Source organism: Nonomuraea sp. NPDC049637, from assembly GCF_040675235.1.
Taxonomy (GTDB): Bacteria; Actinomycetota; Actinomycetes; order Streptosporangiales; family Streptosporangiaceae; genus Nonomuraea.
Genome location: NZ_JBFAOM010000012.1, coordinates 109419 through 135852 on the forward strand (window position 1 = coordinate 109419; position 26434 = coordinate 135852).

Here is a 26434-nt window from a genome sequence, read left to right on the forward strand (position 1 = left end):
AGTCCGGTCACTTCCCGCTATCGGGGGGAAGTGCCATTCCCGCAGGTCATTTCTGGGGGGACATGGGCATGCCGGACTGCAGCGTCGTCGTGATCTCGTACAACGACGCGGCCCGCCTGCCCAGGGCCGTGCGCTCGGTGTTGCGGCAGACGTTGCGCGACCTGGAAGTGATCATCTCCGACGACGCGAGCACGGACGGCACGCCCGAGGTGGCCGCGCGGCTCATGGCCGAGGACCCGCGGGTGCGCTACCTGCGCAGGCAGAGCAACAGCGGCGGCTGCGGAGCTCCCCGCAACGACGGCATCGACGCGGCCAGGGCGCCGTACGCCATGTTCCTCGACAGCGACGACGAGCTGCCCAGACACGCGTGCAAGAGCCTGCTCACCGAGATCGAGCGCACCGGCGCCGACTTCGTGTCGGGACAGATCTCCCGGCTGTTCGAGCGGGACGGACGGCTGCGCCCGTACTATCCGTCGTTGTTCGCCCGGCGGCGGGTGGTCGAGGGCATCCGCGCGGAGCCCGAGCTCTTCCTCGACTCCTTCAGCACCAACAAGCTCTACGACGTCGCCTGGCTGCGCGACAACGTGCTGCGCTTCCCCGAGGACATCCACTACGAGGACCACGTCTTCGCCACCGAGCTGTACGCGCTGGCCCGCCGGTTCGCGATCGTCCCGTGGGTGGTCTACCACTGGCACCGGGCGAGCTCGAACGAGTCGATCTCCCTGAGCATCGACGAGATGGACAACGTGCGGCAGCGGGTGATCGCGGCCCGGCTGAGCGACGACATCCTGCGCGGCTACGGCGCGCACGACCTGGTGCCGCACCGGCAGTACCGGTTCCTGCGGCAGGACCTGCGGGTCTACCTCAACCCGCTGCCCGCCCGCGACCTGGTGTGGGTCAAGGAGTTCGCCTCGGTCGTGCGGCCGTACCTGGAGGAGATCCCCGGCGCGGTGTTCGACCGCATCGAGCCGATGGACCGGGTCTGCTGCCGGCTCATCCTGGACGACCGGATCGAGGACCTGCGCGTGGCGGCCGGCTCGCTGACCGGCCCCCGGGCCGCGCCGCGGGCGGCCGTACAGGTGGACGGGCGCACGTACTGGGGGACCACGGCCGCGCCGGGGCTGGACATCACCGCGCTGCGCCTGGCCGAGCTGCCCTACACCGACTCCCGGCTGCGGCACGAGGTGACCGGCCTGGCCACGAACGGCGAGCGGGTGCGGATGACCGTGCGCACCTACGACCCGTTCGGCGTGCTGCCGGCCGAGTGGGACGCCTTCCTGGAGGCGGGCCGGGAACGGGTGCCGATCCAGCCGGTCCCCTCGGGCGAGGGCGGCTACGTCAGCGAGGTCGTCTTCGCGCCCTGCGGCAGGAGCGACCCGCGCATCGGCTTCCGGCGCCGCTCCGACGGCCACGTCACCACCGACCGGCTGATCGTGGACCCCAACCTGGAGCCGATCGAGCTGCCCGGCTGCACGGTGAAGGCCGAGGGTTACGCCGCCTACCTGTGCGTGCGCACGCATTCGCGCACCCGCTCGGCGCTGCGGCGGGCGCGGCGGCTGCTGCTCAGGAAGCTCAACACGCCGGGCGTCAAGCTGCGCGCGTACAAGCTGCTGATCAGGGTGGTGCCGCGGCGCGACGACCTCGCCCTGTTCGAGTCGGACGTCGGCAAGGGCTACAACGGCAGCCCCCGCGCCATCTACGAGGAGGTGCGGCGGCGTGGCCTGCCGATCGAGGCGGTCTGGTCGGTCGCCAAGGGCCGCAAGAACTTCCCCGCCGACGTGCGGCTGGTCCGCCGGGGAAGCTGGCGCTACCTGTGGACGATGGCCCGCGCCGGGATCTGGGTGGACAGCCACGGCTTCCCGCTGGACTACCCGAAGCCGCCCGGCACCCGCTACCTGCAGACCTGGCACGGGCAGGGCATCAAGTCGATCGGCTTCGACGCGCCCGACCTGCGCGGCGACTTCGACCGGCCGCGCGAGCAGTGGCGGGCCGCCGTCGCCCGGTGGGACGCGCTGGTCTCGCCGAGCGCCGAGTTCTCGCGGGTGTTCCTGCCCTCCAACGGCTACGACGGCAAGGTCTACCGGTGCGGCACCCCGCGCTGCGACGCGCTGGTGCGGGCGGAGGCGGCCGGCGACGTGCGGGCCCGGCTGGAGATCCCGCCGGGGCGCAAGGTCCTGCTCTACGCGCCCACCTACCGCGACCGGGACAAGATGAGCGGCCGTTCGGTACGCGCCGACCTGGACCTCATGGCCAGGGAGCTGGCCGGCGAGTGGGTGGTGGTGCTGCGCACGCATCCGGTCGAGAAGTACGACCCGCCCGAGCGGCTCAGGCACTTCGTGCGGCCGGCCGCGTCCTACCCGGAGATCAACGACCTGATGCTGGCCTCCGACGCGCTGCTGACCGACTACTCGTCCGTGATGTGCGACTACGCGGTGACCGGCCGGCCGATGGTGTTCCTCATCGACGACTGGGACGACTACCGGCTCTCCCAGCGCGGCGTCTACCACGACCTGCCCGCCATCGCCCCGGGCCCGTGCGTGACGACCACGGCGGAGCTGGTGGACGTGCTGCGCAACCTGCCCGAGGTGCACGCCGCCTTCGCCGCCAAGTACGCCGCCTTCCGCGCCCTGTGGTGCGCCGACGAGCACGGGGACGCCTCCGCCCGCATCGTGGACGACTTCTTCGAGGGGCGCACGCGATGACCGTCGTCTTCGCCTGCCTGGAGGCCGACACGCTCGGCGGCGTCCAGCAGGTCACCCACACCCTGGCCCAGGGCCTGGCGGAACGCGGCCACGAGGTGCACGTCGTCGGCCTGCACCGCGCCGCCGCGCCGTTCCACTACGTGGACCGGCCGCTCTACCGGCAGCACGTCGTGGGCGGGCCGCTCGGCGAGCAGGGCCCGCTGGCCAGGCGGCTGGCCGACCGCAGGGTGAAGGAGCTGCTGCGCGGCGTCCGTCCCGGGTACGCGGTGCTGACGTCGCCGTCGGTGGTGACCAGGCTGTCGGGGCTGCTGCCCGCCGGGTTCCGCTCGATCGGGCAGTACCACGGCTCCTACGACCACGCCCGCGACTGCTGGCACCTGGCCTCGATCAAGAAGCACTACCCCGACCTCGATCAGGCGCTCTTCCTCAGCGACGACGACGCCTGGGCCTTCTCCGAGCACGCCTTGCTGCCCAACGCCTGGACGCTGCCCAACCCGCTGGGCGCCTGGCCGCGGGAGACGTCGGCGCTGGACGTGCCGCGGGTGCTGGGCGTCGGGCGGCTGGAGGGCGTCAAGCGGTTCGACCGGCTGATCAGCGCGTTCGCGCGGGCGCAGGCGCCGCCGTCCTGGGAGTTGCACCTGATCGGCGACGGCGCCGAACGCGAGCGGCTGCGGGCGCACGCGGCCCGGGAGGGCGTCGCGGACCGGGTGGTCTTCCGCGGCCTGGTGCCCGCTCACCGGATGGGCGAGGAGTACCTGAACGCCTCGCTGGTGGCGCTGACCAGCGAGCACGAGGGCCTGCCGGTCGTGCTGCTGGAGGCGTGCGCCCACGGGGTGCCGTCGGTGGCCTTCGACGTGTCGGGCGGCGTGCGCTCGGCGGGCCCGGTACGGGTGCCGCCGGGGGACGTGGACGCGTTCGCCGCCGAGCTGGCCGAGCTGATGGGGTCGGCGCGGGAGCGGCGGCGGCTGGGGGCCGCCGCCCGGGCACGGGCCGAGGCGTTCCGCCTCGACCACGTGCTGGACCGCTGGGAGCGGCTGTTCGCGCACATTCAGCGCTAGACGGTCACCTCGGGACGCTGCTGCGGGATGCCGGCCAGCGACTTCTGCGTGGAGGTGAGCAGCGCGCCGACCGGGCTGGGCTCGCGCAGCCGGTTGAAGCGGTCGCGCATGGCCTTGCGCGACCGGCTGGCCTTGCGCTTCTGCATGGTCTTCTGGCAGGCCGTCACGTGCTCCTTGGCCGGCCTGGGCGCGCCGGTCAGCTCGTAGCCGTTGGCCTGGAGGCGCTCGGCGAGGACGTGCTCGCAGAGCGCGATCTCCCAGTCGTCCAGGCGGTTGGCCCAGCTGCCGACCCGGCTGCGGGTGACCTCGCGGTGGGTGTTGCTGTGCCAGACCTTGTGCTGCGGGACGGCCTGGACGGCGGCCTCGCGCGGGGAGATCATCGACGGCGCGAAGTCCTCCTCCAGGAAGTGGCAGAGCTTCTTCATCTCGGTCATCGGGTCGTCGGTGAGGTCTTCGTAGCGCAGCTCGTAGTAGGTGTCGTCGGGCAGCGTGCGCCGCAGCCGCTGGCCGGCGTCGATGGCCTCGGCCCAGGTGGAGATCGCGTGGAAGGAGTCCAGCGTGTACCAGGGCATCTCCTTCAGCGAGGCCACGCAGTCGCGGCCGTCCCTGATCAGGTGGATGAACTGGGCGTCGGGGAACAGGCGCAGCAGCAGGTCGGTCTGCTTGACGTAGCTGGGCCTCTTGTCGCCCCAGCGGGCCTTGTCGAAGCGGTCGGCGTACATGCGGAAGGCGGTGCCGATGACCGAGCCGAGCGAGCCCGGCCCCTCCACGGCCTGCCGGATGAACTCGTCCTTGTCGATCTTGAGTTCGCGGAACTTCGTGCTGCGGTCGGTCGCGATCCACTGCGCCAGTGCCTTGCGCCGCTGAGGGACCCGCAGGTCGCCCCATGTGCGGCGCCGGTAATAAGCGGGAACGAGGAAGCGCGTCTCCGGCGGCACCGCCATGCGCGGGTGCGAGTGGAGCATGAGCTGGAGCATCGTGGTGCCGGACCGCGGGCATCCAATGACGAAGACTGGCCGGTCGGACATTTCGTACTAACCCCCGAAAACTTAGACGAGAACGTGCTCTCGGCTCTCCTGGGAGGGCACGCTGTGCCTGCGCGTGAAGAGCCACATCCGGTAGACAAGGAAGATCTCGTTGGCGAGGAGCAGGAGACCGGCGGCCATGGCGAGCGGGATCAGCGCCCACGCCCCCGCGAGCGGCGCCACCACGAAGACCGCGGCATGGAACTCGATGCCGCTGATCAGGTGCGAACGCACCCGGTGCCTGGCCAGGAACCTGTTGAGGCGCCTGAAGAAGGAAGGCAGCCGCCGCCTGCGACCGCCGGGGCGCGGACCGCGGTCCACGAGCAGGTGCAGGTCGAGGTCCGCGGGCGCGCACTCCAGCGGGACGGTGTCCTCGCCGGGCAGCTCCGGCTCGCCCCGCTCCTCCCTGACCGCCTCGCGCACCCGCTTCATCTGCGGAGCGTTGACGTACCTGAACAGGTCGAGCACGGCCACCGCCGCGCCGAGCAGCACGTAGCGGACATCGTCCGTCAGGACGTACTGCCCGTACGCCAGTCCCCCGGCACACAGGACGACCCTGACCCGGTCCCCCACGTAGTCCAGCCAGAGGCCGAAGGGCGTCCCCGTGCCCTTGAGCCGGGCTATCTTGCCGTCCACGCAGTCGATGGTGAAGCTCAGGTAGAACATCAGGGCGCCGGCGACGAGCTGGTCCAGCGCGAAGCAGGCCGCTGACACCATGCCGAGGACCAGCGAGAACACCGTGAGCCCGTTGGGCGTGATCCGGGTGCGGTTGGCGACGGGAAGGGCGACCCGGCAGGCGACCGGATCCACGAAATACACGGTCCACCAGGAGTCTCTCCGCTTGCGTGTCTCGTAGACGTCATCCAGCGAATAGGTCCTCATGGATCCCAGCATGGCTACGGAACGTCGTCTGACGATTACTGTCTGGAACTACTGGGGGATGTCCATGCCGCTTCTTGACCAACCCTGCAGGGAAAACCGCCACGCACCGTGCGCGTCTCCATCCCTGAACGAGCCCTTGAGCACGAGCCCGCGGGTCTCGGCCTTGACCAGGAGCCGCCAGGTCGGGCCGCCGCCTTCGAGCGCCCTGGGGTCGATGTCGGCCACCACGCCGTACCGTCCGGTGCGCCGGACCTCCAGGGGCACCCGGCGACGGCCGTCGCTCAGCCACATGGTGACCTTGCCCACCTTGCGCTCGACCCGGTGGATGGCCACCTCGCCGCGCAGGCGGTACGCGGCGCCCGTCCAGGAGCAGTCGTCCACCCTGGCGATCAGCCTGAGCTCGTCGCGGGCGTCGTAGACGTCGTCGGGGATGCCGAGCCGCCGTCGCCGCCGGAAGTAGGGGTAGTCGCCGTACCAGTTGACGGTGCGGAAGCCGCGGGGGCGCACCCGGGTGCCGTCCACGCGGCTGCGGCGGAAGTCGCGGACCGCGCGCAGCTCGTCGATCATGCCGCGCCTGACCAGGTGCAGCTCCAGGCGGCGCAGCGAGGGCGCGCCGGCCAGCGCGCGCGGGCTCAGCTCGTCCAGCCAGGCGTCGGCCAGCCCCAGCAGCGGCACCAGGTCCTCGCCCGCCTCCCGCGCCGACTCCAGCGCCTGGAACAGGAAGACGATGTCCTTCTCCAGCACCAGGGCGTCGAACTCGGGCAGCAGCTCCGGCGCGCCGTCGTCCAGGAAGGCGCGCACCGCGCGGATGGCGGCCAGGCGCTCGTGCAGGTTGGGCAGCTGCGAACGGCGTTGCGTGATCGAGGTCTCCCCCTCCTCACGCCGGCGCCAGTGGTAGACGACGTCGTCCACCATGTCGACGCTGGTGGCCAGGACGTGGGCCTGCATGGCGACCGGCACGTCCTCGTAGATGCCGGCGGGGAAGCGCAGGCCGTGCCGCCGCCAGAAGTCGGCGCGGTAGACCTTGTTCCACACCGTACGGTCCCTGACCAGCACCTTCTTGTCGGTGATGTGGGTGCACAACACCGGCCGCCGGAAGACGCGCTCGTGCAGGATCGACTCCTCCAGCACGCCGTCCACCATGCGCCTGACCGCGCCGCACGCCAGGTCGGAGCCGGTCTCGCCGAGCTTGGCGATCAGCACCTCGTACGCGTGCGGCGGCACGACGTCGTCGCTGTCGGCGAAGGCCAGGTAGGTGCCCCTGGCCCGCCTGACGCCCTCGTTGCGGGCCGGCCCCGGGCCCATGTTCTGCTGTTCGACCAGGGTGAAGCGGGGATCTCGGGCCACGAAGTCGTCGGCCAGCCGCCGGCTGCCGTCGATCGAGCCGTCGTCGACCATGATGACCTCGAAGTCCTCCATGGTCTGGGCGGCCAGCGACTTCAGGCACTCCGTCAGGTACGGCTCCACGTTGTGGACCGGTACGACGACACTGAGCAGGGGGATCATGACGCTCCTTGGCTTTCGTGGAAGGCGGTCGAGGGCAGCATGCCGTGGCCGCCTCGCCTGTTCCGCGTTCGATGCCCGTCCCTGATGAGCTCTTTACCCGGCATCGAATCCGCTACGTTGTGCAATGAGTCGAGCACGAATGGTAGGGGGAACGGTGCTGAGACGCGTCCGGGACGATGATCTGCCCGTTATGCGCCACTGGCGCAACCATCCGAGAGTGCGCGCCGCCAGCTTCACCGGCCACGAGATCTCCGAGGACGAGCACGCCCGCTGGTGGGCCGCCGTCCGCGCGGACGCGACCAGGCAGGTGCTGATCTACGACCACGCCGGGGCCCGCGCCGGGGTGGTGACGTACTCGGAGCTCGGCGGCGACAGCGCCTACTGGGGCTTCTACCTCGACCTCGACGGCCTCGAACGGTCCGGCGCGGTGCTGAGGGCGTGGGTGGGCCTGGAGCGGGCCGCCATCGACCACGCGTTCGGCCCGCTCGGCCTGACGACCCTGCGCGGCGAGGTGCTGGCCGACAACGAGCCGGTACGGCGGCTGCACAGGCGCTTCGGGTTCGCCGAGGTCGCGACCTACCGGATGCCGGTCGACGGGGTGCCGCGCGAGGTCGTCGCCGTCCAGCTGACCAAGGAGGAACGAGGATGATGTCCATCGCAGGGCGGGCGATCGGGGCCGACCGGCCGCCGTTCGTGATCGCCGAGATGTCCGGCAACCACAACGGCAGCCTGGAACGGGCCCTGGCCATCGTCGACGCGGCGGCGGCCGGCGGGGCGCACGCGCTGAAGCTGCAGACCTACCGGCCCGACACGATCACCGTGGACGCCGACGGCCCCGCCTTCCGCGTGGGCGACGGGCACGAGCTGTGGGGCGGCGAGAACCTCTACCGCCTGTTCGAACGCGCCCACACCCCCTGGGAGTGGCACGAGCCGATCTTCGAGCGGGCCCGCGAGCACGGCCTCCTGGCCTTCTCCGCCCCCTTCGACCCCACGGCCGTGGAGCTGCTGGAGAAGCTCGACACGCCGGCGTACAAGATCGCGTCGTCGGAGATCGTCGACCTGCCGCTGATCAGGCTGGCCGCCTCCACCGGCAAGCCGCTGATCATCTCCACCGGCATGGCCACGGCGGGCGAGATCGAGGCGGCGGTGACGGCGGCCCGCGCGGCGGGCTGCACGCAGCTCGCCGTGCTCTCCTGCACCGCCTCCTACCCCGCCTCCCCCTCCGAGAGCAACCTGCGCTCGTTGCCGCTGCTGGCCGCGCTCACCGGCGCCGAGGTCGGCGTCTCCGACCACACCCCCGGCATCGGGGCCGCGCTGGCGGCGGTCGCGCTGGGCGCGTGCCTGATCGAGAAGCACGTGACGTTGTCGCGGGCCGACGGCGGCGTCGACGCGGCCTTCTCGCTGGAGCCGCCCGAGCTGGCGGCGCTGGTGGAGGAGAGCGAGCGCGCGTGGCAGTCGCTGGGCCGGCCGGTGCTGGGGCCGCGCGAGTCCGAGCGCGAGGGCCTGCGCTTTCGCCGCTCGCTCTACGTGGTGCGCGACGTACGCGCGGGCGAGGCGGTGACCAGGGAGAACGTGCGGTCGATCCGCCCCGCCGGCGGCCTGCCACCCGACGCCCTCGACGAGGTGACCGGTCGCCGCTTCACTCGCGACGCGCCCCTCGGCACGCCGCTGACCTGGGACCTCATCTGATCCACAGGTCGAGGAAGGCGTCGGCGACGCGTTCCCTGCCCTTGCCGTCGACCAGCCCGCCGCCCCGCCTGCCGTGCTCCTCCCGCAGCGCGGGGTCGGCGAGCAACCGGGCGAGCACGCCGACGGCCTCGGCGTCGGCCGCCCGGCCCAGCCCGGCGGCCACCCCCCGGCCGACCAGCGCCCGGTAGCCGACGAGCTGGTTGTCGGCCACCCAGCTCAGCGCCGTGGGCACGCCGAGGTGCAGCAGCTCCCAGATGGCCGACCCCGCGGCGGTGATCACGAGGTCGGCGGCCGCCATCAGCTCGGGCAGGCGGTCGGTGGGCGGGATGACGGTGATGCCCTCGCCCGCCTCGAACGGCTCCGGGCTGACCAGCGTCGCCTGGAACGGCACGCCCGTGCAGGCCAGGGCCTCCGCCCAGGCGGGGGCCACGCCCGCGCTGTCGGTGCCGCCGAAGAAGCAGAGCACCCGCGGCACCGGCCCCGGCTGCCGCACCCTGCGCCGCCCCCGGACGCTGTCGCGCAGCAGCGCGTACCGGGTGCCGGCCAGCCGCCAGGAGTCGCGCGGCAGCGGGAAGGGCCGGTCCTCGGCGCCGAGGTTCTGGTCGAGGTAGAGGTCGGCCTCCTGGCCCAGCGGGTCGCCGTCGACGATCGCCAGCACCGGGAAGCCCGCCCCCCGCAGCGCCCCGCCGGTGCCCTCGGCCAGCTCGTAGCTGTCCAGCACGACGGCGTCGAGCCGCAGCTCGCACGCCAGCGCGGCGAGCCGGTCGGGCCGCCCGGGGGCGGCCACCAGCGGGAGGCCGCGGCTCCTGAGCTGGTCCATGGCCCATTCCGAACCGGAGACCGCGCCGAGGAAGACCACCTCGACGCCCCGCCCGCACAGCTCCTCGGCCAGCGCCACGCACCGCACCAGATGTCCGGCCCCGCTCCCCGCCGCGGCGTCGCAGCGCACGCCCACCCGCCCGCTCATGCGTCCTGCAGCTCCTTCTGGCGCACGTGGGCGTTGAGCTGGCAGACCTCGGGCCGGGCCCGCAGCCAGCTCACCAGCGTGCGCACCGGAACGCAGGCGTCGCCCAGCTCCTCGACCACGCGGGCGATGAGCCGCCAGTCGTCGTCGGTGTCGAGGGTGACCCGCAGGTCGTCGGCGGCGGGCTGGTGGGCGAGGCCGAGCAGCCGCGACTCGCCCGGGTGCGCGTAGACGTAGGAGGTCACGTGGGTGCGGTGGAATCCGGTGGCCTCGGCGTCGGCGCGCTCCAGGGCCGCCCGGCCGACGATCTCCACGTCGAGCCCGCGCGGCAGCGTCCTGGCCAGGCTCGTGCTGAGATAGTCGAGGCCCGGGACCGCGCGGAAGACCAGCGCCGCCTCCCTGATCACGACGGGGTCGAGCAGCGGGCAGTCGGCCGTGAACCGCATCACCGCCTCCGCCTCCCGGCCGGCCAGCGCCTGCACGAACCGGGTGAGCACGTCGTCGACGGGCCCGCGATGGCAGGCCACGCCGAGCCGGTCGCACTCGGCCGCCACCGCGTCGTCGGCGGCCTGCGTCGTCGTGGCCACCACGAGGTCGTCGAGCGCCCGCGACTCGCGCGCGGCGCGCACGACCCAGCCCAGGACGGACCGCCCCCCGAGGTCGCGCAGCACCTTCCCGGGCAGCCGAGTGGAGCCCATCCGAGCCTGGATGATTCCGACAATACGCATCAAAACCACATTCCCCCGTGTGACCATACGTGGTTGATCGATCGCGCTATGCTACCGGCCAGCTCTAACGACCACAGTTCGTCAGCGCGATTTTCAGGGGGCCGCGTGAGCATTCTCAGTGGATCGTCCATTCTGATCACCGGAGGCACGGGCTCGTTCGGGAAGGCGTTCATCCGCCACGCGCTCGACTCGCTCGGGGTGCGCCGCCTGGTGGTCTTCTCCCGCGACGAGCTCAAGCAGTACGAGCTCAAGCAGCTCTTCCCCGACGACGACCGGCTGCGCTGGTTCATCGGCGACGTACGCGACCGCGACCGGCTCACCCGCGCCATGCACGGCGTCGACCACGTCGTCCACGCCGCCGCGCTCAAGCAGGTCGACACCGCCGAGTACAACCCGTTCGAGTACGTCCGCACCAACGTCGCCGGGTCCCAGAACGTGGTCGAGGCGGCCATCGACTGCGGCGTGCGCAAGGTCGTCGCCCTGTCCACCGACAAGGCGTCCAGCCCGATCAACCTCTACGGCGCCACCAAGCTGGTCGCCGACAAGCTGTTCGTCTCGGCCAACCACTACGCCGCCGCCCACGAGACCCGCTTCGCCGTCGTCCGCTACGGCAACGTCGTGGGCAGCAGGGGCTCGGTGGTGCCGTTCTTCCTGCGGCTGGCCGAGCAGGGCGGCAGCCTGCCGATCACCGACAAGCGCATGACCCGGTTCTGGATCACCCTCGACCAGGCCGTGCGGTTCGTGGTCGACTCCTTCGACCTCATGCAGGGCGGCGAGCTCTACGTGCCGCGCATCCCCAGCATGCGCATCACCGACCTGGCCGAGGCGCTGGCCCCCGACAGCCCGGTCTACGAGATCGGCATCAGGCCGGGCGAGAAGCTGCACGAGGAGATGATCGGCCCCGACGACGGCCGCCGCACCCTCCGCCTGGCCGACCGCTACGTCGTCCAGCCCACGATCGCGACCTGGGGCTACCAGGCGCCGCAGACCGGCGAGCTGCTGCCCGAGGGCTTCTCCTACCGTTCCGACACCAACGACCGGTGGTTGTCCGTGCGCGACCTGCGTGACATGGTGGCCGGCTGATGCTGCCCTACGGACGGCAGTCCATCATCGAGTCCGACATCGAGGCGGTGGCTGAGGTGCTGCGCGGCGACTGGCTGACCACGGGCCCCGCGGTCCGGCTGTTCGAGGACGAGCTGGCCCGCTGGACCGGCGGCGTGCCCTGCGTGTCGGTCACGTCCGGCACGGCCGCGCTGCACGTCGCCTACGTGGCGGCCGGCGTCGGCCAGGGCGACGAGGTGATCACCTCCCCGCTCACGTTCGTCGCCACGGCGGCCACGGCCGTGCTGCGCGGCGCGCGGGTGGCCTTCGCCGACGTCCAGCCCGACACCGGCAACATCGACCCCGACTCGGTCGCCGCGCTGGTCACCCACCGCACGAAGGCCGTCACCGGCGTCGACTACGCCGGCCATCCCGCCGACTACGACGAGCTGCGCACGGTCGCCGAGGGGGCCGGCGCGGTGCTGGTGGCCGACGCGGCCCACTCGATCGGCGCGTCGTACAAGGACCGGCCGGTGGGCTCGGTGGCCGACCTGACGACGTTCTCGTTCTTCCCGACCAAGACCGTCACGACCGCCGAGGGCGGCGCGGTGGCGGTGGCCGACCCCGGCCGCTTCGAGCGGGCCGCCCGCTTCCGCAACCACGGCCTGGTCCGCGACCCGGCCGAGCAGCGCGACCCCGGCCACGGCGGCTGGCACCAGGAGGTGCACGAGTTCGGCCTCAACTACCGGCTGCCCGACGTGCTCTGCGCGCTGGGCGTCAGCCAGCTGCGCCGCCTCGAACGGTTCCGCGCCCGCCGCGCCGAGCTGGTCGCCCGGTACGACACGCTGCTGCGCGACGTGCCCGGCCTCACGCTGCCCGGCCGGCGGGCCTACGTCACGCCGAGCTGGCACCTCTACCCGGTCCGGGTGCGCGACGGCCGCCGCCGGGAGGTCTACGAGCGCATGCGCGCCGCGGGCATCGGCGTGCAGGTCAACTACATCCCGGCGTACTGGCACCCGGTGTTCGAGGACCTCGGCTACCGGCGTGGGCTGTGCCCGCGCGCGGAGGCGTACTACGCCGAGCAGCTGTCGCTGCCGCTGTTCGCCGACCTGACCGACGGCGAGCAGGACCTCGTCGTCGAGACCCTCACCTCGATCCTCGGCCGGTGAGCCCGGCGCTCAGCGTTCGGCCAGCAGCAGGCAGCCGTCCTCACTGCGGTCGATGAGGAAGCGCCGGTCGTCCACGGTGGCGACCTGGCGCTCGGCCCGCCGCACCAGCGGGCGGATGGGCCGGCCCTGGTCGATGACCACCTCCCACCACGACTCGCGGCCGACGCTCTCGTCGATGCCGGCCAGCGGCACCCGCGCCGAGAAGTCCTGGCCGGTCAGCGCGACGGGGAAGTACATCTCCTCGCCGTCGCTCTTGCGCCGCAGCCGCACCACCGGCTCGCCGTCGCCGAGGTCGTCGATCCGGCCGGAGAACACCAGGTCGCCGTCGTCCACGCGGCACTCGCCGATGAGCGCCTGGGCGTTGCGCAGCCGCAGCCCCCACCCGCCCTTGGAGCCGCGCGCCGGCACCAGCCACACGCCTGACCTGCGGCGCGGCGCGGGAACCTGCGGCGGCAGCCAGCGCGGCCCGGCCACCCTGGCGTCGAGCCTCAGCCCGTGGCCCCTGAGCTGCACGCGCAGGTCCCAGTGGCCGCGCCGGGCGAGCTGGGCGGGCGTGAACACCGCGGGATCGACCGCGAAGGCGAACGGGAAGGCGTGCTCGGGCGCCTCGACGCCCTCCTCCAGCTCGACGGTCTCCCAGACGGGGGCGCTCTGCTCGTCCGAAAGGCGGATGATCTCGCCGGTCGCGCGCTCGGCCAGACAGGCGCGCAGGCGCACCCGGCGCAGCGCGCCGGCGTCGAAGCGGCCCAGCGCGGCCCGGCCCGCGCCGGTCAGCACGCCGTCGCGCCACTCCAGCGACACCAGGCGGGCGGTCAGGGCCAGCTCCTCGGAGACCTCCGACAGCTGCGCCGGGATCGCCGGGTGGCGGCCGTACCAGCGCCTGCGCAGCAGGCCCGACGGTCTGACGCGGGGTTGCAGCCGGCCCTCGCGGGCCTGCTCGTGCACCCCGGCCAGCTCCTGCAGCCGCCGCCGGTGCAGCAGGTGCACCTGGATCCGGTGCTCGAACGGGACGCTCAGCCAGGACTCGCGGGACACGCCGTCGAGGTAGCGGACCATCAGGTCGAGCAGCTCGGGCCGCATCCCCGTGGTGGCGGCCGCCTCGACCGCCACCGTCATGTCGATGTCCAGCGTGTCGCGGTCGAAGTCGGGCTTGAGCCCCGGCGCGTCGCGGGCCAGCAGGTCGGCGGTCTGCAGCACCGACAACATGCGGTCGCGCAGGTTGCCCGGCTCCAGGCGGCGCTGGGTGATCGAGGAGCCGGGCTCGTCGCGCTGCCGCCAGTGGTAGACGACCTTGGACAGCACGTCCACCGAGCGGGCGCCCACGTGAGCGGCCATGGCGACGGGCTGGTCCTCGTACATGCGCTCGGGGAAGCTCAGGCCCAGCCGGTCCCAGAAGGACCGGCGGTAGACCTTGTTCCACAACATGCGGTCGCGGATCAGCAGCGGGTGGCGGGTGATGTGGGTACGCCTCATCGGCGTCGCGAACGCCTCCCGATGGGCCCAGGAGGGGATGAGCAGGTTGCGGTAGAGCCGCATGACGTTGCCGCAGGCCAGGTCGGAGCCCGTGGACTCCAGCGAGGACACCAGCCGCTTGAACGCCTCCCGCGGCACGGTGTCGTCGCCGTCGACGAAGGCCAGGTAGCGGCCGGTGGCCTGGGTCAGGCCGACGTTGCGGGCCTTTCCGACGCCCTGGTTGGGCTGCCTGATGAGACGGATCCGGGGATCGGCCGCCTGCCTGGACTCGACCTCGGCGCAACCGTCGTCGCGGCTGCCGTCGTCGACGCAGATGACCTCCAGGTCGGACATCGTCTGGCCGGAGATGGAGTCCAGGCAGGGGCCGATGTACTTCTCGACGTTGTGGAACGGGACGATCACCGAAAGAACCGGCACATGCACTCCTCAGCGTTGTCGTCGGCTCGTCAGCCGGACAGCAGTCGGAAGACCCGGCGGGCGACCTTGCGCGGACGGGCCAGACGGCGGGAGAGGCGGTACCCGAGCGTGCGCCGGTAGGCGGCGGTCTTGCGCTGGGTCCTGCGCAGCTTGGACCTGGCCCGCACCAGCTCGCGCTCGCGGTAGGAGAGCTTGGTCTCCAGCCGGGAGATCCTGGCCAGGGCGGCGGTGAGCTGGTCGGCCAGGCGGTCGCGGGCGCCGAGCAGGTCACGGTAGGCGGGCGGGTCGGCGTGCTCGGCCGGGTGGCCCAGCTCGGCGTCGAACTTGCGGGCCAGGTCGAGGTCGCCCTGGTCGCAGGGGCGTCCGGCCATGCCGCAGAGGGTCAGCGTGAGCTGGTCGGCCTCCAGCGGCCACGGCCACGGATGGTGGTGGCCGGCCGCGAGCAGCCGTACGGCGAACCGCCACAGGACCCGGCACAGCACCACGCGCGGCTCGGGCGGCACGGCAGGCGCGGCGGTCTGGACGATGGCGGCGAACCGCTCGCCGTCGTGGACCAGGCCGTCGGCGGTCACGCAGGGGCCGCCGTCGGCCTCCAGCCAGTCGGCCAGCGCCGACAGCAGCTCGCGCACGGCCCTGGTGTCCTCACGCGCGCACGCCTCGACCAGGATCTCCTCGACCACCCGACCGGCCGGGACCGGACGCTCGGCGCCGTCGGGCAACCGCCGCATGCCGCCCCTGGTCAGCTCATGGACGACGGCCCCCTCCTCGATCAGGCCGAGCGGCAGCTCGACCGCGCCCTCCGCCCCTTCCGCGCCCGGCGTGTGCGGGGACGACGGCGGCCGGGTGGCGACGGCGAGCCACAGCGGGGCCAGCTCCTCCCCCAGCCGGTGGCGGAACACCAGCCGGGTCAGCCGCAGCGGGTCGGCCACCAGCAGGCGGTCGCCGCCCTTGGCGCTCAGCGGGAACGTGATCGCCTCCGGCAGGTCGAAGGCGAGCGCCTCGCGCGCCAGCAACGCCCGGGGGGCCTGCCGCCCCGGATAGGCCGCGTAGCAGCGCTCGACGCTCAGCCCCGCCCCCTCAAGGGCGCCGTCGAGCGCGCCGGGCCCGCTCGGATGGCTCGGGTCGAAGCCGTGCGGGGCCCACTGGTCGTCGCCGCCCTCCCGGTCGGCGGGCCTGGCCTCGATGAACCGGTCGACGCCCAGGTCGTTGCGCACGCCCAGCACCAGCCGGCCGCCGGGCGCGACGAGGGCCGACAGCGCGTGCAGCGAATCGATCCACGCCGCCGCCGGCGCCTCGGCCGAGTGCGTGCGCAGCAGCCCGTCGAGCGCCAGCACCAGCTCGTACGGCTCGTCGGCGTCGAACAGGTCGAGCCGCCCGCAGTGGACGGCGAGCCGCGGGTGCCGTTCGCCGAGGGCGCAGGCGTCGGGGTAGGAGCGCAGCAGCACGGCCGTCTCGCCGGCCCGGTCCACCACGTCGTCGACCAGCGCCTGCGGGTGCGGCCCGACCAGCAGCACCCGGCCGGTCGCCGGGATCATGCGGCCGACCAGCTCCAGGGCCGCGCCGCGCCAGTCGGTGACGCCGGCCACGTTGGACAGGTCGGACCACAGCAGCATCTCGCCGCCGATCAGGCGCACGTTCGCGGGCGCCTCGCTCATGCGCTCGCTCATGACGTCACCCCGTGGAGCGTGCCCTGCCGCCCGGCGGCGGTCGCCCTCACCCAGGGCCGCCCTGGACGTCCGGCTCCCGCCGCGCCTCCTCCTGCCGGCGTTCCCCCGGGCACCCGCTTCCATCCGAACATTCGCCGTAGCTCCTCCGGTGTCGCCTGATATTCGAAGCCCAGCTCCTGCCGCGCCACCTCGGCGGCCAGCTCGGGATCGACGTGCGTGCCGTGCAGCTCGGGCCAGAGCCGCATGCGGCGCGCCGTGCCGCCGTACTCGGGGCGCTCGTCCTCGTACTGCATCGGGTCTCCGTAGACGGCGACCTCGCAGCCGACGGAGGCGCCGTAGAACAGCGCGCTGCCGAGCCGGTTGGAGGCCACCCTGCGGTGGCGCCGCAACTGGATCAGCTGCCGGCGCAGGAAGTCGCGCCCCTTGCTCTCCCACCGGGAACCGCGCTCGCCGTGACAGATGACCTTGAATCCCCTCGATTCGTACGCCTGCCGAATGTCCGGATTTGCATATTCCAGCCAGTAAAGACAGACGGTTACCGGTTCGGTCTCGACATTTCGGATTTCGTCGGCGAGAAGGGCATGATCCCCGGTCACGGACGACTTCTCCCAGCCATGAAAGGGATACCAGATCGTACCCTTGCGTTCGGAGACCACGCCGAGCTCAGGCTCCAGGTGAAGCAGGTAGACCCAGGGCGCGCCGATGAGGTAGTGGCCGCGCCTGCCCATCGACCAGCCCCGGCGACGAAGCACGTCAGACCAGATGAAACGGGGATACCCGGGACTACACCAATGGTCGTTCGGGGGAAATCCGTGGAGATAGTTCCATCCGTGTTGAAGGAATCCCTGGATTCGCTTCGGCGTCTCGTCCGGCAGCTCGCAGTACCTGCCCAGAATGCGCGAGTGCCCGTACCAGTGATTGGATTCGTCCATCATTCCCCCTGTAGCGGTTGGCGCGCCCCTTGGGACATTCCCAGCCCCGAACGACGGCCACGCGCCGTTATACGTTTCCATTACTCACGTCGGGGGTTTGGTTTCTCCTGCCGCCGCGATCCCCGCTACACTGCGTCGTGGCTTGAGGACAGAGAGTGAGACATCATGAGTCATCTCGACCGCCTGCGGGCCGTCTTCCGCACGGCGCTCAACCTGCCGGCCGACGCACACGTCGACGGTCTCGAATACCGCGGCATCCCCCAGTGGGACTCCCTGGCCCACATGGCGTTGATCGCGGCGATGGAGGACGAGTTCGCCATCATGATCGACACCGACGACATGATCGACATGAGCTCGTTCGCCAAGGCGGGCGAACTGCTGGAGAAGCATGGAATCGGCGCAGGCGCGCTCTGAGGCCCGCGTCGCCCTGGTCACGGGGTCGACGAGGGGCATCGGCCGGGCCGTCGCCACCACCCTGGCCGCCGCCGGCCACACCGTCGTCCTGCACGGCCGCGACGCCGAGCTGGCCGAGAAGGCCGCCTCCGAGGTGGCCGCGGCGACCGGCGGCCGCACGTGGTCCGTCCACGGCGACGTCGCCGACCGGGCCACGGTCGCCCGCCACATGCGCGAGATCGGCCAGCGCCACGAGCGGCTCGACGCCCTGGTGGTCAACGCCGGCGTCTACGCCTCCGGCCCGCTGGCCATGACCCGCGCCGAGACCCTCGACGAGCTCTACCGCACCAACGCCCTGGCCCCGGCCCACACGCTCCAGCTGGCCTTCCGGCTGCTGCTGCGCGGGCAGGACCCCGCCGTCGTGCTGGTCTCCTCGCTCATGGGCCGCGCGGGCGGCGCCAACCAGGCGGCCTACTCCGCGACCAAGGCGTCCGTCATCGGCCTCGCCGTGGCCGCCGCCAGGGAGATGGGCCCGGCGGGCATCAGGGTCAACGCCGTGGCCCCCGGCTACGTCGAGACCGACATGCTGAAGACGCTGCGGCCCGACGACCGCGAGGCGGCGATCTCGGCGACCCCGCTGCGGCGCATCGGCCGGCCCGACGACGTCGCCCAGGCGGTGGCGTTCCTGCTCTCACCCGGCGCGTCGTACATCACCGGCCAGGTGCTCGGGGTCGACGGCGGGCTGGTGCCGTGATGTTCCCATCCCGGCAGGCCGGGCTCGTCGTCGCCGGCGACCAGGAGGGGCTGGCCGGCGACGAGCTGGCCCGGCGCGTCGCCCGCGTGGCCGAGGCCCTGTCCCGGCTGCGGCCGGGGCCGCTGTTCTGCGGCATGCGCAACAACCTGGCGTCCGTGCTGCGCTACCTCGCCGCCTGGCAGACCGGCAGGCCGATCGCGCTGCTCGACCCCGACCTGTCGGCCGCGGCCCTGGCCGACCTGGTGAGCCGGTTCCGGCCCGCGGCGCTGGTGGGGTTCACCCACGCGCCCGACGGGCCGCCGGGCCCCCGCGGCCAGGCCCCCGACCCGCATCCCGACCTGGCCGTGCTCCTGGCCACCTCGGGCTCGACGGGCAACCCCAAGCTGGTGCGGCTGTCCCGCGAGGCGGTCGCGGCCAACGCCGCCGCCATCGCCTCGGCGCTGTCGATCATGCCCGGCGAGATCGCGCCCACCAGCCTGCCGCTGCACTACAGCTACGGCCTGTCGGTGCTCAACAGCCACCTGCACGCGGGGGCGACGGTCGTCCTGACCGAGGCGGGGCTGCTCGAACGGTCCTTCTGGACCCACCTCGACGAGCACAAGTGCACCTCGCTCGCGGCCGTCCCCTACCAGTACGAGATGCTGCGCAGGCTGCGCTTCGACCGGGCCGAGCATCCCACGATCCGCACGCTCACCCAGGCCGGCGGCCGGCTCAGCCCCGAGCTGGTGTCGCTGTTCGCCGCCCAGGCCGACCGCTTCTTCGTCATGTACGGGCAGACGGAGGCCACGGCCCGCATCGCCGTCCTGCCGCCCGACCGGCTCGCCGACAAGCCGGGCTCGGCCGGGCAGGCCGTCCCCGGCGGACGGCTGACGATCGACGGCGGCGAGGTCGTCTACCACGGGCCCAACGTGATGATGGGCTACGCCGAGACCGCCGCCGACCTGGCCAGGCCCGACGACCTGGGCGGGGTGCTGCGCACCGGCGACCTCGGCCGGCTCGACGACGAGGGCTTCCTCTACGTCACCGGCCGGCTCCGGCGCATCGCCAAGATCTTCGGCGTACGGGTCAGCCTCGACGACGTCGAGCAGCTGCTGCGCGACACCGTGCCGGTCGCGGCGACCAGCGGCGACGACCGGGTCACGGTGTGGGCCGAAGGGCTCGACGCGGCCGGGTGCCGCAACCTGGCCCGCCGGCTGGGCGCCGAGCTGCGGCTCCACTGGAGCGGCTTCGACGTGCGCGCCGTCGAACGGCTGCCGCTGCTGCCCACCGGCAAGATCGACTACCGGGCGCTGGAGTCGGAGGCCGGGCGGTGAGCGTGTTCACGCTCGACGCGGCCGCCCGGGAGGAGGTGCTGGCCGGGGAGCTGGCGGCGCTGACCGAGCGGCACCGGCGGGCGTGCCCGCCCTACCGGCGGATCCTCGACGCGATCGGCGCCCGCCCGCCCTACGAGCGGGTGGCCGACCTGCCATGGCTGCCGGTGCGGCTGTTCAAGACCCACGAGCTGCGCAGCGTCCCGGCCGAGGCGGTGTTCCGGGTCCTGACCTCCAGCGGCACCACCGGGCAGCGGCCGAGCCGGGTCTACCTCGACCGGGAGGCGGCCGCCGCGCAGCCGCGCATGCTGGCCGCGACCCTGCGGGCGGTGCTGGGCGAGCGGCGGCTGCCCATGCTGATCGTCGACGGCCGCTCGGTCGTCCGCGGCCCGGCCCTGAGCGCCCGGGGGGCCGGGGTGCTCGGGATGATGAACTTCGGCAGAGACCACACCTTCGTCCTCGACGAGCAGGGCGAGGTCGACAAGGCGGCCGTCGAGGCGTTCCTGGCCCGCCACGGCGGCGAGCCGTTCCTGGTCTTCGGGTTCACCTTCATGGTCTGGCTCCACCTGCTCGGCCTCGGGGCCGACCTGTCCCGGGGCGTGCTGATCCACTCGGGCGGCTGGAAGCGGCTGGCCGAGCAGGCCGTCGACAACGACGCCTTCCGCCGGCGGCTGGCGGCCGAGTGCGGGCTGACCAGGGTCCACAACTTCTACGGCATGGTCGAGCAGATCGGCACGGTCTTCCTGGAGGGCCCCGACGGCGACGGGCTCTACTGCCCCGACTTCGCCGACGTCGTCATCCGCGACCCCGGCACCTGGCGGGAGGCCCCGCCCGGCGAGCCGGGGCTGATCGAGGTGGTCAGCACCCTGCCCACCTCCTATCCCGGCCACGCGCTGCTGACCGAAGACCTCGGCGTGGTGCACGGCGTCGACGACGGCCACTGGCCGGGCAAGCGGTTCACCGTGCTGGGCAGGTTGCCGCGGGCCGAGGCGCGCGGCTGCAGCGACACGTTCGGGCAGGGCGGCTGATGAGCGATCGATCGATCACCACCCGGATCCCGCGAGTGGGCGACGCGGGCGGGGTCGAGGTGCGCTTTCCTCCCGGCGGCTCGCCCGTCCCCGTGGAGGAGCTGGTCGCGCAGGTGCGGCAGGGCGCGCCCCTTGAGGTGGGCGACGAGCGGGTGCGCGGGTTCCTGGCGGCGTTCGGCAAGCGGCTGCTGCGGCCCGCGCTGGCCCGCCGCCATCCCGAGCTGGGCTCGCTGGGGTTCTTCCTGCGGCCCAGCGAGCTGGCCCGCACCCTCGAAGAGCTGCGCACCCCGCACGTACGCGTGCCGCGCGGCCTGGTCTTCCACCTCCCGCCGGCGAACGTCGACACCGTCTTCGTCTACTCCTGGGCCCTGTCGGCCCTGATGGGCAACCGCAACGTCGTCCGCCTGTCGCCGCGCGCGGGGGCGGTCGCCGAGGTCGTCCTCGACACGCTCCGGGAGGCGCTGGCCGACGCCGATCCGGTGGTGACGGCCACGCAGCGCATCGTCTCCTACGACCGGCGGGCCGAGGCGGTCACCGCCGCCCTGTCGGCGGCCTGCGACCTGCGGGTGATCTGGGGCGGCGACGACACCGTACGCGAGGTGCGCCGCCATCCGCTCGCGCCGCACGCCCGCGACCTGACCTTCCCCGACCGCTCGTCGTTCGCGGTGGTGAACGCGGCGGCCTGGCTGTGCGCGCCGCGCGCGGCCAGGGTGGCGGCGGCCGAGGGGTTCGTCAACGACAGCTACTGGTTCGACCAGGCCGCCTGCTCCTCGCCCCGCACCGTGTTCTGGGTGGGGGCCGACGACGCCTGCGAGGCGGCGCGGGCCGACTTCACCGAGCAGGTGTCGCGGGTGCTGGCCGGGCGCGGCTGGGACGTCGACGCGGCGATGGCGGTGGAGAAGCGGGTCTCGGTCTACGGGCTGGCCGCCGACGGGCTGGTCGATCTGATCGAGTTCCGGGGCAACGCGCTGGCCAACGTGACGCTGGCGGCGGCGGCCGCGATGCCGCGGCGGTGGCTGGGCGCTGGCACGTTCGCGCATGCGCGGGTGCGTACCCTGGCGGAGCTGATCCCGCTGGTCGAGCGCAAGGACCAGACGCTGACCCACTTCGGCTTCTCGCTGGGCGAGCTGGAGGAGCTGGCCCGGGAGCTCGCCGGGCGCGGGGTCGATCGCATGGTGCCGGTGGGCAGCGCGCTGAGCTTCCACCGGGTGTGGGACGGCGTCGACCTGCCGGGCGAGTTCACGCGACTGGTGACCGTGGTCAGATGAGCCCTCATCGGACGAACCGGCCGCGCACGGGGCCGCAGCACCGATGACGACCGTTCCTCCGCGGGCCATCGCGCCGCCGGGCGATGATCCGGGACGAGAGGCACCCGCCCCCCTGGCGCTCTCCTTCGTGGTCGTGCGGGCCGGAGAGGGCCCGCCGTCCCTGGTCGGGGCTCGGGGGCGTGAGGGGGTGGCTTCGGGATGACGGCTGTGGTGGCGGAGCCCGCGGTCAAGGGGCCACGGGCATCGGAATGGGTGCGGCGGCTGCTCGGCGGGTGGCTGCCGGCCGGGACGGTGCTGGGCGCGGCGGCCTGGGTGTTGCTCTGGTGCGGCGTTCCGGCAGTCGATCTGGCGGCCTTCGGCGCGTACGTCGTGCTCGGGGTGGCGCTGCCCGGGACGTTGCTCTGGCGGGCCCTCACCGGCGGCGGCCGGTCGTTCGCCGAGGACGTGGCCGCCGGGCTGGCCCTCGGGTACGCGGTCGAGGTCCTGGTCTACATCCCCGCCCGCGCGGCCGGCCTGCCGCTGCTCGTCCTGGGCTGGCCGGTCGCCGCCGTCGCGGCGTTCCTCGCGGTGCCGCGGTTGCGGCGTCACTGGCGGGGCCGGGCCGATCCCGAACGGATGCCCTGGTGGTGCGCCTGGTCGCTGGCGGGGGTCGCCGGTTACCTGCTGGCCTTCTGCGCCCGCTCGCTCTACCGCGTGCCGATCACCGACGCGTACGTCGACATGCCCTACCACCTGGCCCTGCTCGGCGAGGTCAGGAACCACGTGCCGCCCACGGTGCCGTCGGTGCTGGGCGAGCGGCTGTCCTACCACTGGTTCGTCTACGCCGAGATGGCGGCCACGAGCTGGGTCACCGGGATCGAGCCGGTGACGCTGGTCTACCGGCTGTCCACGTTGCCGATGACGTTCGCGATGGTCGTGCTGGTGGCGGTGCTCGGGCGGCGGCTCGGCGGGCGGTGGGGGGCGGGGGTGGCGGCGGTCGGCGTCACGTACTTCCTGTTCGCCCCGGTGTTGCAGGAGGGCGTGGTGTTCACCTCGCGGTCGATGTTCACCGCGTGGGCCAGCCCGACGCAGACGTTCGGCGCGTTGTTGTTCGCGCCCGTGATGCTGGTGCTCACCGCCATGCGGCCGAGAGGGTGGGCGGCGGTGGCCGTGCTGCTGCTGGCGCTGACGGGGGCGAAGGCGACGTTCCTGCCGTTGCTGCTGGCCGGGCTGGTGTTCGTGCTGGTCGTGCGGTTGCCGGTGGAGCGGCGGCTGCCGCGGGAGTGGGCGGTGCCGGCGGCGATCACGTTCGGCTGCCTGCTGATCGCGCAGTTCGTGGTGTTCGGGCGGGGGGCGCAGGGCACGGTGGTGGCGCCGTTCGCCACGATGCGCACGTTGTGGGGGGTGGTGGCGGACGTGCAGCCGCCCGCGCTGGCCGCCGAGCCGTGGGGGCCGGTGCTGGTGTTCGCCGGTGTGCACCTGTTCTGCCTGTCGTGCGTGTGGGGCGGCGTGGCGGCGCTGAAGGCCCGGCTGCTGGACCCGGCGGTGCTGCTGCCGGTCGGCGTCGGGCTGGCGGGCATCGGCGCGATCATGGTGCTCGGCCATCCGTCCGACGCGCAGCTCTACTTCCTGGAGGGGGTGCGGCCGTACCTGTCGGTGGCCGCGGTGTGCGGGGTGGCGGCGGCCGTGGAGCGGCGGCGGGTGCCGTGGGCGGTGGTCGCGGGCCTGGCCGGGGCGGGGGCGGGCGTGGCCGTCGCGGCCTCGCGGCTGGTGCCGCCGGGCGCGGCGCTGGTGCGGGTGCTGGTGCCGTACCTGGTGCTCGCGGGGGTGGCCGTGGTGGTGCTGGCGTTCCGGCGCAGGGGGTTCTCGCTGGCGGTGGTGGCGCTCCTGGCGGGGTACGCGGCGCCGGCCTCGCTGCGGGAGGTGGTCGTGCACGTCGCGCCCGAGCCGTGGGAGCGCGAGCGGCTGATCCCGGCCGGGGCGCTGGAGGCCGGACGGTGGCTGCGCGATCATTCCTCGCCCGGCGACGTGGTGGCCACCGACCTCCACTGCCGCAACCCGGCGCCCCGCCGTACGTGCGACAGCAGGCACTTCTGGGTCTCGGGGTTCACCGAGCGCCGGGTGCTGATCGAGGGCTGGGCGTACGCCGAGAGCACGCTGTCGCGCGCCGAGATGTTCGTGACCCCCTACCTCCAGGTGCCGTTCGCCGACCAGGCCAGGCTGGCGGACAACGACGCGGCCTTCCGCGAGCCGTCAGCGGCGAACGTCGGCAGGCTCCGGTGGAAATACGGCGTCAAATGGCTGTTCACCAGTAATGATCCGGCGTTGGAGAAATACGCCGAACTGCGCTTTCGCAACGCCGACGTCTCCGTGTACGAGCTCACGACCGGGTAAAGCTTGTGCCCGTTCATGGAATGGTGACAAGAAACGGCACGCGCCCCGCTGGACGCCCCCAGCACCATTTCCGTGAACCTACCGCCGCAAGCGATCAGGAATTCTATGGACACGCGCGCCGCCATGGACCCGAGCCCCAACGTCCTGGACACCTCGGCCGGCCTGGCGACCGTCGACATCGTCATCCCGGTGCTCAACGAGGAGCGGGCGCTGCCGGGCTGCGTGCGCACGCTGACCGGGTTCCTGGAGGACAGGTTCCCGCTGCCGTGGCGCATCACGGTCGTGGACAACGGCAGCACCGACGACACCTGGCCCATCGCCACCCGGCTGGCCGCCGAGCACGACCGGGTGCACGCCCGCCGGCTCGACATCCGGGGCCGCGGAGCCGCGCTCAAGGCGGCCTGGCGGGAGAGCCCGGCCGACATCGTCGCGTACATGGACGTCGATCTGTCCACCGACCTCGGCGCGCTGTTCCCGCTGGTCGCCGCGGTGGCGAGCGGGCATTCCGAGATCGCCATCGGCACCCGGCTCGCGCACAGCGCCCGCACCCTGCGCTCGATCCGCCGCGAGGTGGTCTCGCGCAGCTACAACGCGCTGCTCAGGTACGGCTTCGGGGTCAGGTTCAGCGACGCCCAGTGCGGCTTCAAGGCGGCCAGGACGGACGTGGTCCGGCCGCTCATGGACAAGATCGAGGACGACGCCTGGTTCTTCGACACCGAGCTGCTGCTGCTGGCCGAGCACAACGGCCTGCGCGTGCACGAGGTGCCGGTCGACTGGATCGAGGACACCGACTCGCGCGTCCGCGTGGTCAGGACGGCGATCGACGACCTGAAGGGCCTGGCCAGGGTCGCCTGGTCGATGTCGACGGGCCGGGCCGACGTCGAGGTGGCGCGTGCGGAGCTCACGCCCACGCATCCCGACGCGGTGGTCGCCCGGCCGAGGGCGGTGACGCTGGCGAAGTTCGCCTCGTTCGCCGCGATCGGCGTGTTCTCCGTCCTGCTGTACGCGCTCATCTACCTGCCGTTGCGCGGCGTCTGGGCGCCCGCGCCGGCCAACCTGGGCGCGCTGGTGCTCACCGGGTTCGTCAACACCGAGGCGAACCGGCGCTGGACGTTCAACCGGCTGGGCGGACGGCGTACCGCGATGCACCTCCGGGCGGCGCTGCTCTTCCTGGCGAACTACCTCCTGACCACCTCCGCCGTGCTCGGCCTGCGCAGCGTGTCCCCGGGGGCCGGGCGGCTGATGGAGATGAGCGCGGTGGTCGCCACGTACGGACTGCTCACCCTGATCCGCTTCACCGCTCTGGACCGCTGGGTCTTCTCCCGCACAAGGAACCAACCACATGGAAACCACTGAGATCCGCCGGCTGCTCGAACTCGAGGACACTCACTGGTGGTACCGGGAGCGCCGGGCGATCCTGCGCAGGGAGCTGCGCGAGCTGGGCCGTCCCGGGCGGGCGCTGGACGTCGGCGCGGCCGGCGGCGGGAACACCCGGGTGCTGGTCGAGGCGGGCTGGGACGCCACCGCGACGGACTACTGCGAGACGGCGGTCGAGGTGGCCAGGGAACGCGGGCTCAAGGCCGTGCACGCCGACGCGCGGGCGCTGCCGTTCGAGTCGTCGAGCATGGACCTGGTGACCGCGTTCGACGTGCTCGAACACATCCACGAGGACCACCTGGTCACCGAGGAGATCGCCCGGGTGCTGGCGCCCGGCGGGCACGCGCTGATCGCCGTCCCGTGCGACATGGCGCTGTGGTCGGCGCACGACGACGCCGTGGGCCACGTACGCCGCTACGGCCGGGACACGCTGACCGTCGTGGTGGAGAAGGCCGGGCTGAAGGTGGACCGGCTGTGGAGCTGGAACGTGCTGCTGCGTCCGCTGGTGGCCCGGCACCGGCGGCGGTCGAGGGGCAGCGACCTGCAGCGGACGCCCGCGGTGGTGAACGCGGGCCTGTCGATGGTGGTGCGCGCCGAGCGCTACCTGCCGGTCAGGTCGTTGAAGGGCGTGACGCTGTTCCTGCGGGCCAGACTGGGCAGGTGACGGGTTCCGGACCA

General features: G+C 72.8%; 22 protein-coding genes. 14 read left to right on the forward strand and 8 right to left on the reverse strand.

What is annotated here, in order from left to right; translation table 11 throughout:
• Positions 1 to 68: 68 nt before the first annotated feature.
• Positions 69 to 2702: a CDP-glycerol glycerophosphotransferase family protein gene (locus AB0J71_RS18845; protein ID WP_364415165.1), complete on the forward strand. Its 2634-nt coding sequence runs from the start codon at positions 69 to 71 to the stop codon at positions 2700 to 2702.
• Positions 2699 to 3760: a glycosyltransferase gene (locus AB0J71_RS18850; RefSeq protein WP_364415167.1), complete on the forward strand. Its 1062-nt coding sequence runs from the start codon at positions 2699 to 2701 to the stop codon at positions 3758 to 3760. Before AB0J71_RS18845 ends, AB0J71_RS18850 begins: the two co-directional genes overlap by 4 nt.
• Here the strand turns inward: AB0J71_RS18850 and AB0J71_RS18855 are convergent.
• From AB0J71_RS18855 to AB0J71_RS18865, 3 genes are read right to left on the reverse strand one after another with little or no spacing between them, the layout of a single operon-like run.
• Positions 3757 to 4788 carry a sulfotransferase gene (locus AB0J71_RS18855; protein WP_352318779.1) on the reverse strand — a complete coding sequence of 344 codons (1032 nt, stop codon included), beginning with the start codon at positions 4786 to 4788 and terminating at the stop codon, positions 3757 to 3759. The two genes, AB0J71_RS18850 and AB0J71_RS18855, sit on opposite strands and share 4 nt — an antisense overlap.
• Before the next feature lie 21 nt (positions 4789 to 4809).
• The gene (locus tag AB0J71_RS18860; RefSeq protein WP_352318778.1) at positions 4810 to 5667 is read right to left on the reverse strand and encodes a CDP-alcohol phosphatidyltransferase family protein; all 858 of its coding nucleotides are present in this window, start codon (positions 5665 to 5667) and stop codon (positions 4810 to 4812) included.
• 48 nt (positions 5668 to 5715) lie between these two features.
• Positions 5716 to 7173, reverse strand: coding sequence for a glycosyltransferase (locus AB0J71_RS18865; RefSeq protein ID WP_364415169.1), 1458 nt, complete (start codon positions 7171 to 7173; stop codon positions 5716 to 5718).
• Between the two features lie 139 nt (positions 7174 to 7312).
• On the opposite strand from AB0J71_RS18865, the gene AB0J71_RS18870 reads away from it, so the two are divergent.
• Both AB0J71_RS18870 and pseI read left to right on the forward strand, forming a co-directional pair.
• The gene (locus AB0J71_RS18870) at positions 7313 to 7822 is read left to right on the forward strand and encodes a GNAT family N-acetyltransferase (protein ID WP_364415171.1); all 510 of its coding nucleotides are present in this window, start codon (positions 7313 to 7315) and stop codon (positions 7820 to 7822) included.
• The gene (gene pseI / locus AB0J71_RS18875; RefSeq protein ID WP_364415173.1) at positions 7819 to 8862 is read left to right on the forward strand and encodes a pseudaminic acid synthase; all 1044 of its coding nucleotides are present in this window, start codon (positions 7819 to 7821) and stop codon (positions 8860 to 8862) included. The genes AB0J71_RS18870 and pseI overlap by 4 nt, the downstream gene beginning before the upstream one ends.
• On the opposite strand, the gene AB0J71_RS18880 is transcribed toward pseI, so the two are convergent.
• A complete protein-coding gene (locus AB0J71_RS18880) occupies positions 8855 to 9829 on the reverse strand; it encodes a hypothetical protein (protein WP_352318770.1) in 975 nt (324 codons plus the stop codon). The genes pseI and AB0J71_RS18880 overlap by 8 nt on opposite strands.
• Entirely contained in the window at positions 9826 to 10554 is a 729-nt protein-coding gene (locus AB0J71_RS18885) for a glycosyltransferase family protein (protein ID WP_352318769.1), read from the reverse strand. Before AB0J71_RS18885 ends, AB0J71_RS18880 begins: the two co-directional genes overlap by 4 nt.
• A 105-nt stretch (positions 10555 to 10659) precedes the next feature.
• On the opposite strand from AB0J71_RS18885, the gene pseB reads away from it, so the two are divergent.
• Together pseB and AB0J71_RS18895 are read left to right on the forward strand one after the other, a co-directional pair.
• Entirely contained in the window at positions 10660 to 11637 is a 978-nt protein-coding gene (pseB, locus tag AB0J71_RS18890; RefSeq protein ID WP_352318767.1) for a UDP-N-acetylglucosamine 4,6-dehydratase (inverting), read from the forward strand.
• Positions 11637 to 12764 (forward strand): aminotransferase class V-fold PLP-dependent enzyme, encoded by a 1128-nt coding sequence (locus AB0J71_RS18895; RefSeq protein WP_364415176.1) that lies wholly within the window; start codon positions 11637 to 11639, stop codon positions 12762 to 12764. The genes pseB and AB0J71_RS18895 overlap by 1 nt, the downstream gene beginning before the upstream one ends.
• A gap of 9 nt (positions 12765 to 12773) precedes the next feature.
• Here AB0J71_RS18895 and AB0J71_RS18900 read toward each other — a convergent pair whose 3' ends face one another.
• The 3 genes from AB0J71_RS18900 to AB0J71_RS18910 are packed head-to-tail and all read right to left on the reverse strand — an operon-like array spanning position 12774 to position 17256.
• The gene (locus AB0J71_RS18900; protein ID WP_364415178.1) at positions 12774 to 14654 is read right to left on the reverse strand and encodes a glycosyltransferase family 2 protein; all 1881 of its coding nucleotides are present in this window, start codon (positions 14652 to 14654) and stop codon (positions 12774 to 12776) included.
• A gap of 29 nt (positions 14655 to 14683) precedes the next feature.
• A complete protein-coding gene (locus AB0J71_RS18905) occupies positions 14684 to 16321 on the reverse strand; it encodes a hypothetical protein (protein ID WP_364415180.1) in 1638 nt (545 codons plus the stop codon).
• Positions 16318 to 17256: a hypothetical protein gene (locus AB0J71_RS18910; protein ID WP_364415182.1), complete on the reverse strand. Its 939-nt coding sequence runs from the start codon at positions 17254 to 17256 to the stop codon at positions 16318 to 16320. The genes AB0J71_RS18905 and AB0J71_RS18910 overlap by 4 nt, the downstream gene beginning before the upstream one ends.
• 162 nt (positions 17257 to 17418) lie before the next feature.
• Here AB0J71_RS18910 and AB0J71_RS18915 point away from each other — a divergent pair, with 162 nt between their 5' ends.
• The 8 genes from AB0J71_RS18915 (at position 17419) to AB0J71_RS18950 (ending at position 26420) form a co-directional block, all read left to right on the forward strand.
• Positions 17419 to 17667 (forward strand): acyl carrier protein, encoded by a 249-nt coding sequence (locus AB0J71_RS18915; RefSeq protein ID WP_364415184.1) that lies wholly within the window; start codon positions 17419 to 17421, stop codon positions 17665 to 17667.
• Positions 17642 to 18400, forward strand: a complete 759-nt coding sequence (locus tag AB0J71_RS18920) for an SDR family oxidoreductase (RefSeq protein ID WP_352318756.1) — start codon at positions 17642 to 17644, stop codon at positions 18398 to 18400. The genes AB0J71_RS18915 and AB0J71_RS18920 overlap by 26 nt, the downstream gene beginning before the upstream one ends.
• Positions 18400 to 19713 carry an AMP-binding protein gene (locus AB0J71_RS18925; RefSeq protein ID WP_352318754.1) on the forward strand — a complete coding sequence of 438 codons (1314 nt, stop codon included), beginning with the start codon at positions 18400 to 18402 and terminating at the stop codon, positions 19711 to 19713. The genes AB0J71_RS18920 and AB0J71_RS18925 overlap by 1 nt, the downstream gene beginning before the upstream one ends.
• Positions 19710 to 20738, forward strand: a complete 1029-nt coding sequence (locus AB0J71_RS18930) for an acyl-protein synthetase (RefSeq protein ID WP_352318753.1) — start codon at positions 19710 to 19712, stop codon at positions 20736 to 20738. Before AB0J71_RS18925 ends, AB0J71_RS18930 begins: the two co-directional genes overlap by 4 nt.
• Entirely contained in the window at positions 20738 to 22006 is a 1269-nt protein-coding gene (locus AB0J71_RS18935; RefSeq protein ID WP_352318751.1) for an acyl-CoA reductase, read from the forward strand. The genes AB0J71_RS18930 and AB0J71_RS18935 overlap by 1 nt, the downstream gene beginning before the upstream one ends.
• Before the next feature lie 198 nt (positions 22007 to 22204).
• Positions 22205 to 24379 (forward strand): hypothetical protein, encoded by a 2175-nt coding sequence (locus AB0J71_RS18940; RefSeq protein ID WP_364415186.1) that lies wholly within the window; start codon positions 22205 to 22207, stop codon positions 24377 to 24379.
• Positions 24380 to 24484: 105 nt separating this feature from the next.
• The gene (locus AB0J71_RS18945; protein ID WP_352318748.1) at positions 24485 to 25735 is read left to right on the forward strand and encodes a glycosyltransferase; all 1251 of its coding nucleotides are present in this window, start codon (positions 24485 to 24487) and stop codon (positions 25733 to 25735) included.
• Positions 25722 to 26420 carry a class I SAM-dependent methyltransferase gene (locus tag AB0J71_RS18950; protein WP_352318746.1) on the forward strand — a complete coding sequence of 233 codons (699 nt, stop codon included), beginning with the start codon at positions 25722 to 25724 and terminating at the stop codon, positions 26418 to 26420. Before AB0J71_RS18945 ends, AB0J71_RS18950 begins: the two co-directional genes overlap by 14 nt.
• Positions 26421 to 26434: the final 14 nt, after the last annotated feature.

What these genes read in the sequence shown, in the direction of transcription:
- AB0J71_RS18845 (WP_364415165.1), top strand. Translation starts at nt 69, where the DNA reads ATGCCGGACTGCAGCGTCGTCGTGATCTCGTACAACGACGCGGCCCGC.
- AB0J71_RS18850 (WP_364415167.1), top strand. Translation starts at nt 2,699, where the DNA reads ATGACCGTCGTCTTCGCCTGCCTGGAGGCCGACACGCTCGGCGGCGTC.
- AB0J71_RS18855 (WP_352318779.1), bottom strand. Translation starts at nt 4,788, where the DNA reads ATGTCCGACCGGCCAGTCTTCGTCATTGGATGCCCGCGGTCCGGCACC.
- AB0J71_RS18860 (WP_352318778.1), bottom strand. Translation starts at nt 5,667, where the DNA reads ATGAGGACCTATTCGCTGGATGACGTCTACGAGACACGCAAGCGGAGA.
- AB0J71_RS18865 (WP_364415169.1), bottom strand. Translation starts at nt 7,173, where the DNA reads ATGATCCCCCTGCTCAGTGTCGTCGTACCGGTCCACAACGTGGAGCCG.
- AB0J71_RS18870 (WP_364415171.1), top strand. Translation starts at nt 7,313, where the DNA reads ATGGTAGGGGGAACGGTGCTGAGACGCGTCCGGGACGATGATCTGCCC.
- pseI (WP_364415173.1), top strand. Translation starts at nt 7,819, where the DNA reads ATGATGTCCATCGCAGGGCGGGCGATCGGGGCCGACCGGCCGCCGTTC.
- AB0J71_RS18880 (WP_352318770.1), bottom strand. Translation starts at nt 9,829, where the DNA reads ATGAGCGGGCGGGTGGGCGTGCGCTGCGACGCCGCGGCGGGGAGCGGG.
- AB0J71_RS18885 (WP_352318769.1), bottom strand. Translation starts at nt 10,554, where the DNA reads ATGCGTATTGTCGGAATCATCCAGGCTCGGATGGGCTCCACTCGGCTG.
- AB0J71_RS18895 (WP_364415176.1), top strand. Translation starts at nt 11,637, where the DNA reads ATGCTGCCCTACGGACGGCAGTCCATCATCGAGTCCGACATCGAGGCG.
- AB0J71_RS18905 (WP_364415180.1), bottom strand. Translation starts at nt 16,321, where the DNA reads ATGAGCGAGCGCATGAGCGAGGCGCCCGCGAACGTGCGCCTGATCGGC.
- AB0J71_RS18910 (WP_364415182.1), bottom strand. Translation starts at nt 17,256, where the DNA reads ATGATGGACGAATCCAATCACTGGTACGGGCACTCGCGCATTCTGGGC.
- AB0J71_RS18915 (WP_364415184.1), top strand. Translation starts at nt 17,419, where the DNA reads ATGAGTCATCTCGACCGCCTGCGGGCCGTCTTCCGCACGGCGCTCAAC.
- AB0J71_RS18920 (WP_352318756.1), top strand. Translation starts at nt 17,642, where the DNA reads ATGGAATCGGCGCAGGCGCGCTCTGAGGCCCGCGTCGCCCTGGTCACG.
- AB0J71_RS18925 (WP_352318754.1), top strand. Translation starts at nt 18,400, where the DNA reads ATGTTCCCATCCCGGCAGGCCGGGCTCGTCGTCGCCGGCGACCAGGAG.
- AB0J71_RS18935 (WP_352318751.1), top strand. Translation starts at nt 20,738, where the DNA reads ATGAGCGATCGATCGATCACCACCCGGATCCCGCGAGTGGGCGACGCG.
- AB0J71_RS18940 (WP_364415186.1), top strand. Translation starts at nt 22,205, where the DNA reads ATGACGGCTGTGGTGGCGGAGCCCGCGGTCAAGGGGCCACGGGCATCG.
- AB0J71_RS18945 (WP_352318748.1), top strand. Translation starts at nt 24,485, where the DNA reads ATGGACACGCGCGCCGCCATGGACCCGAGCCCCAACGTCCTGGACACC.
- AB0J71_RS18950 (WP_352318746.1), top strand. Translation starts at nt 25,722, where the DNA reads ATGGAAACCACTGAGATCCGCCGGCTGCTCGAACTCGAGGACACTCAC.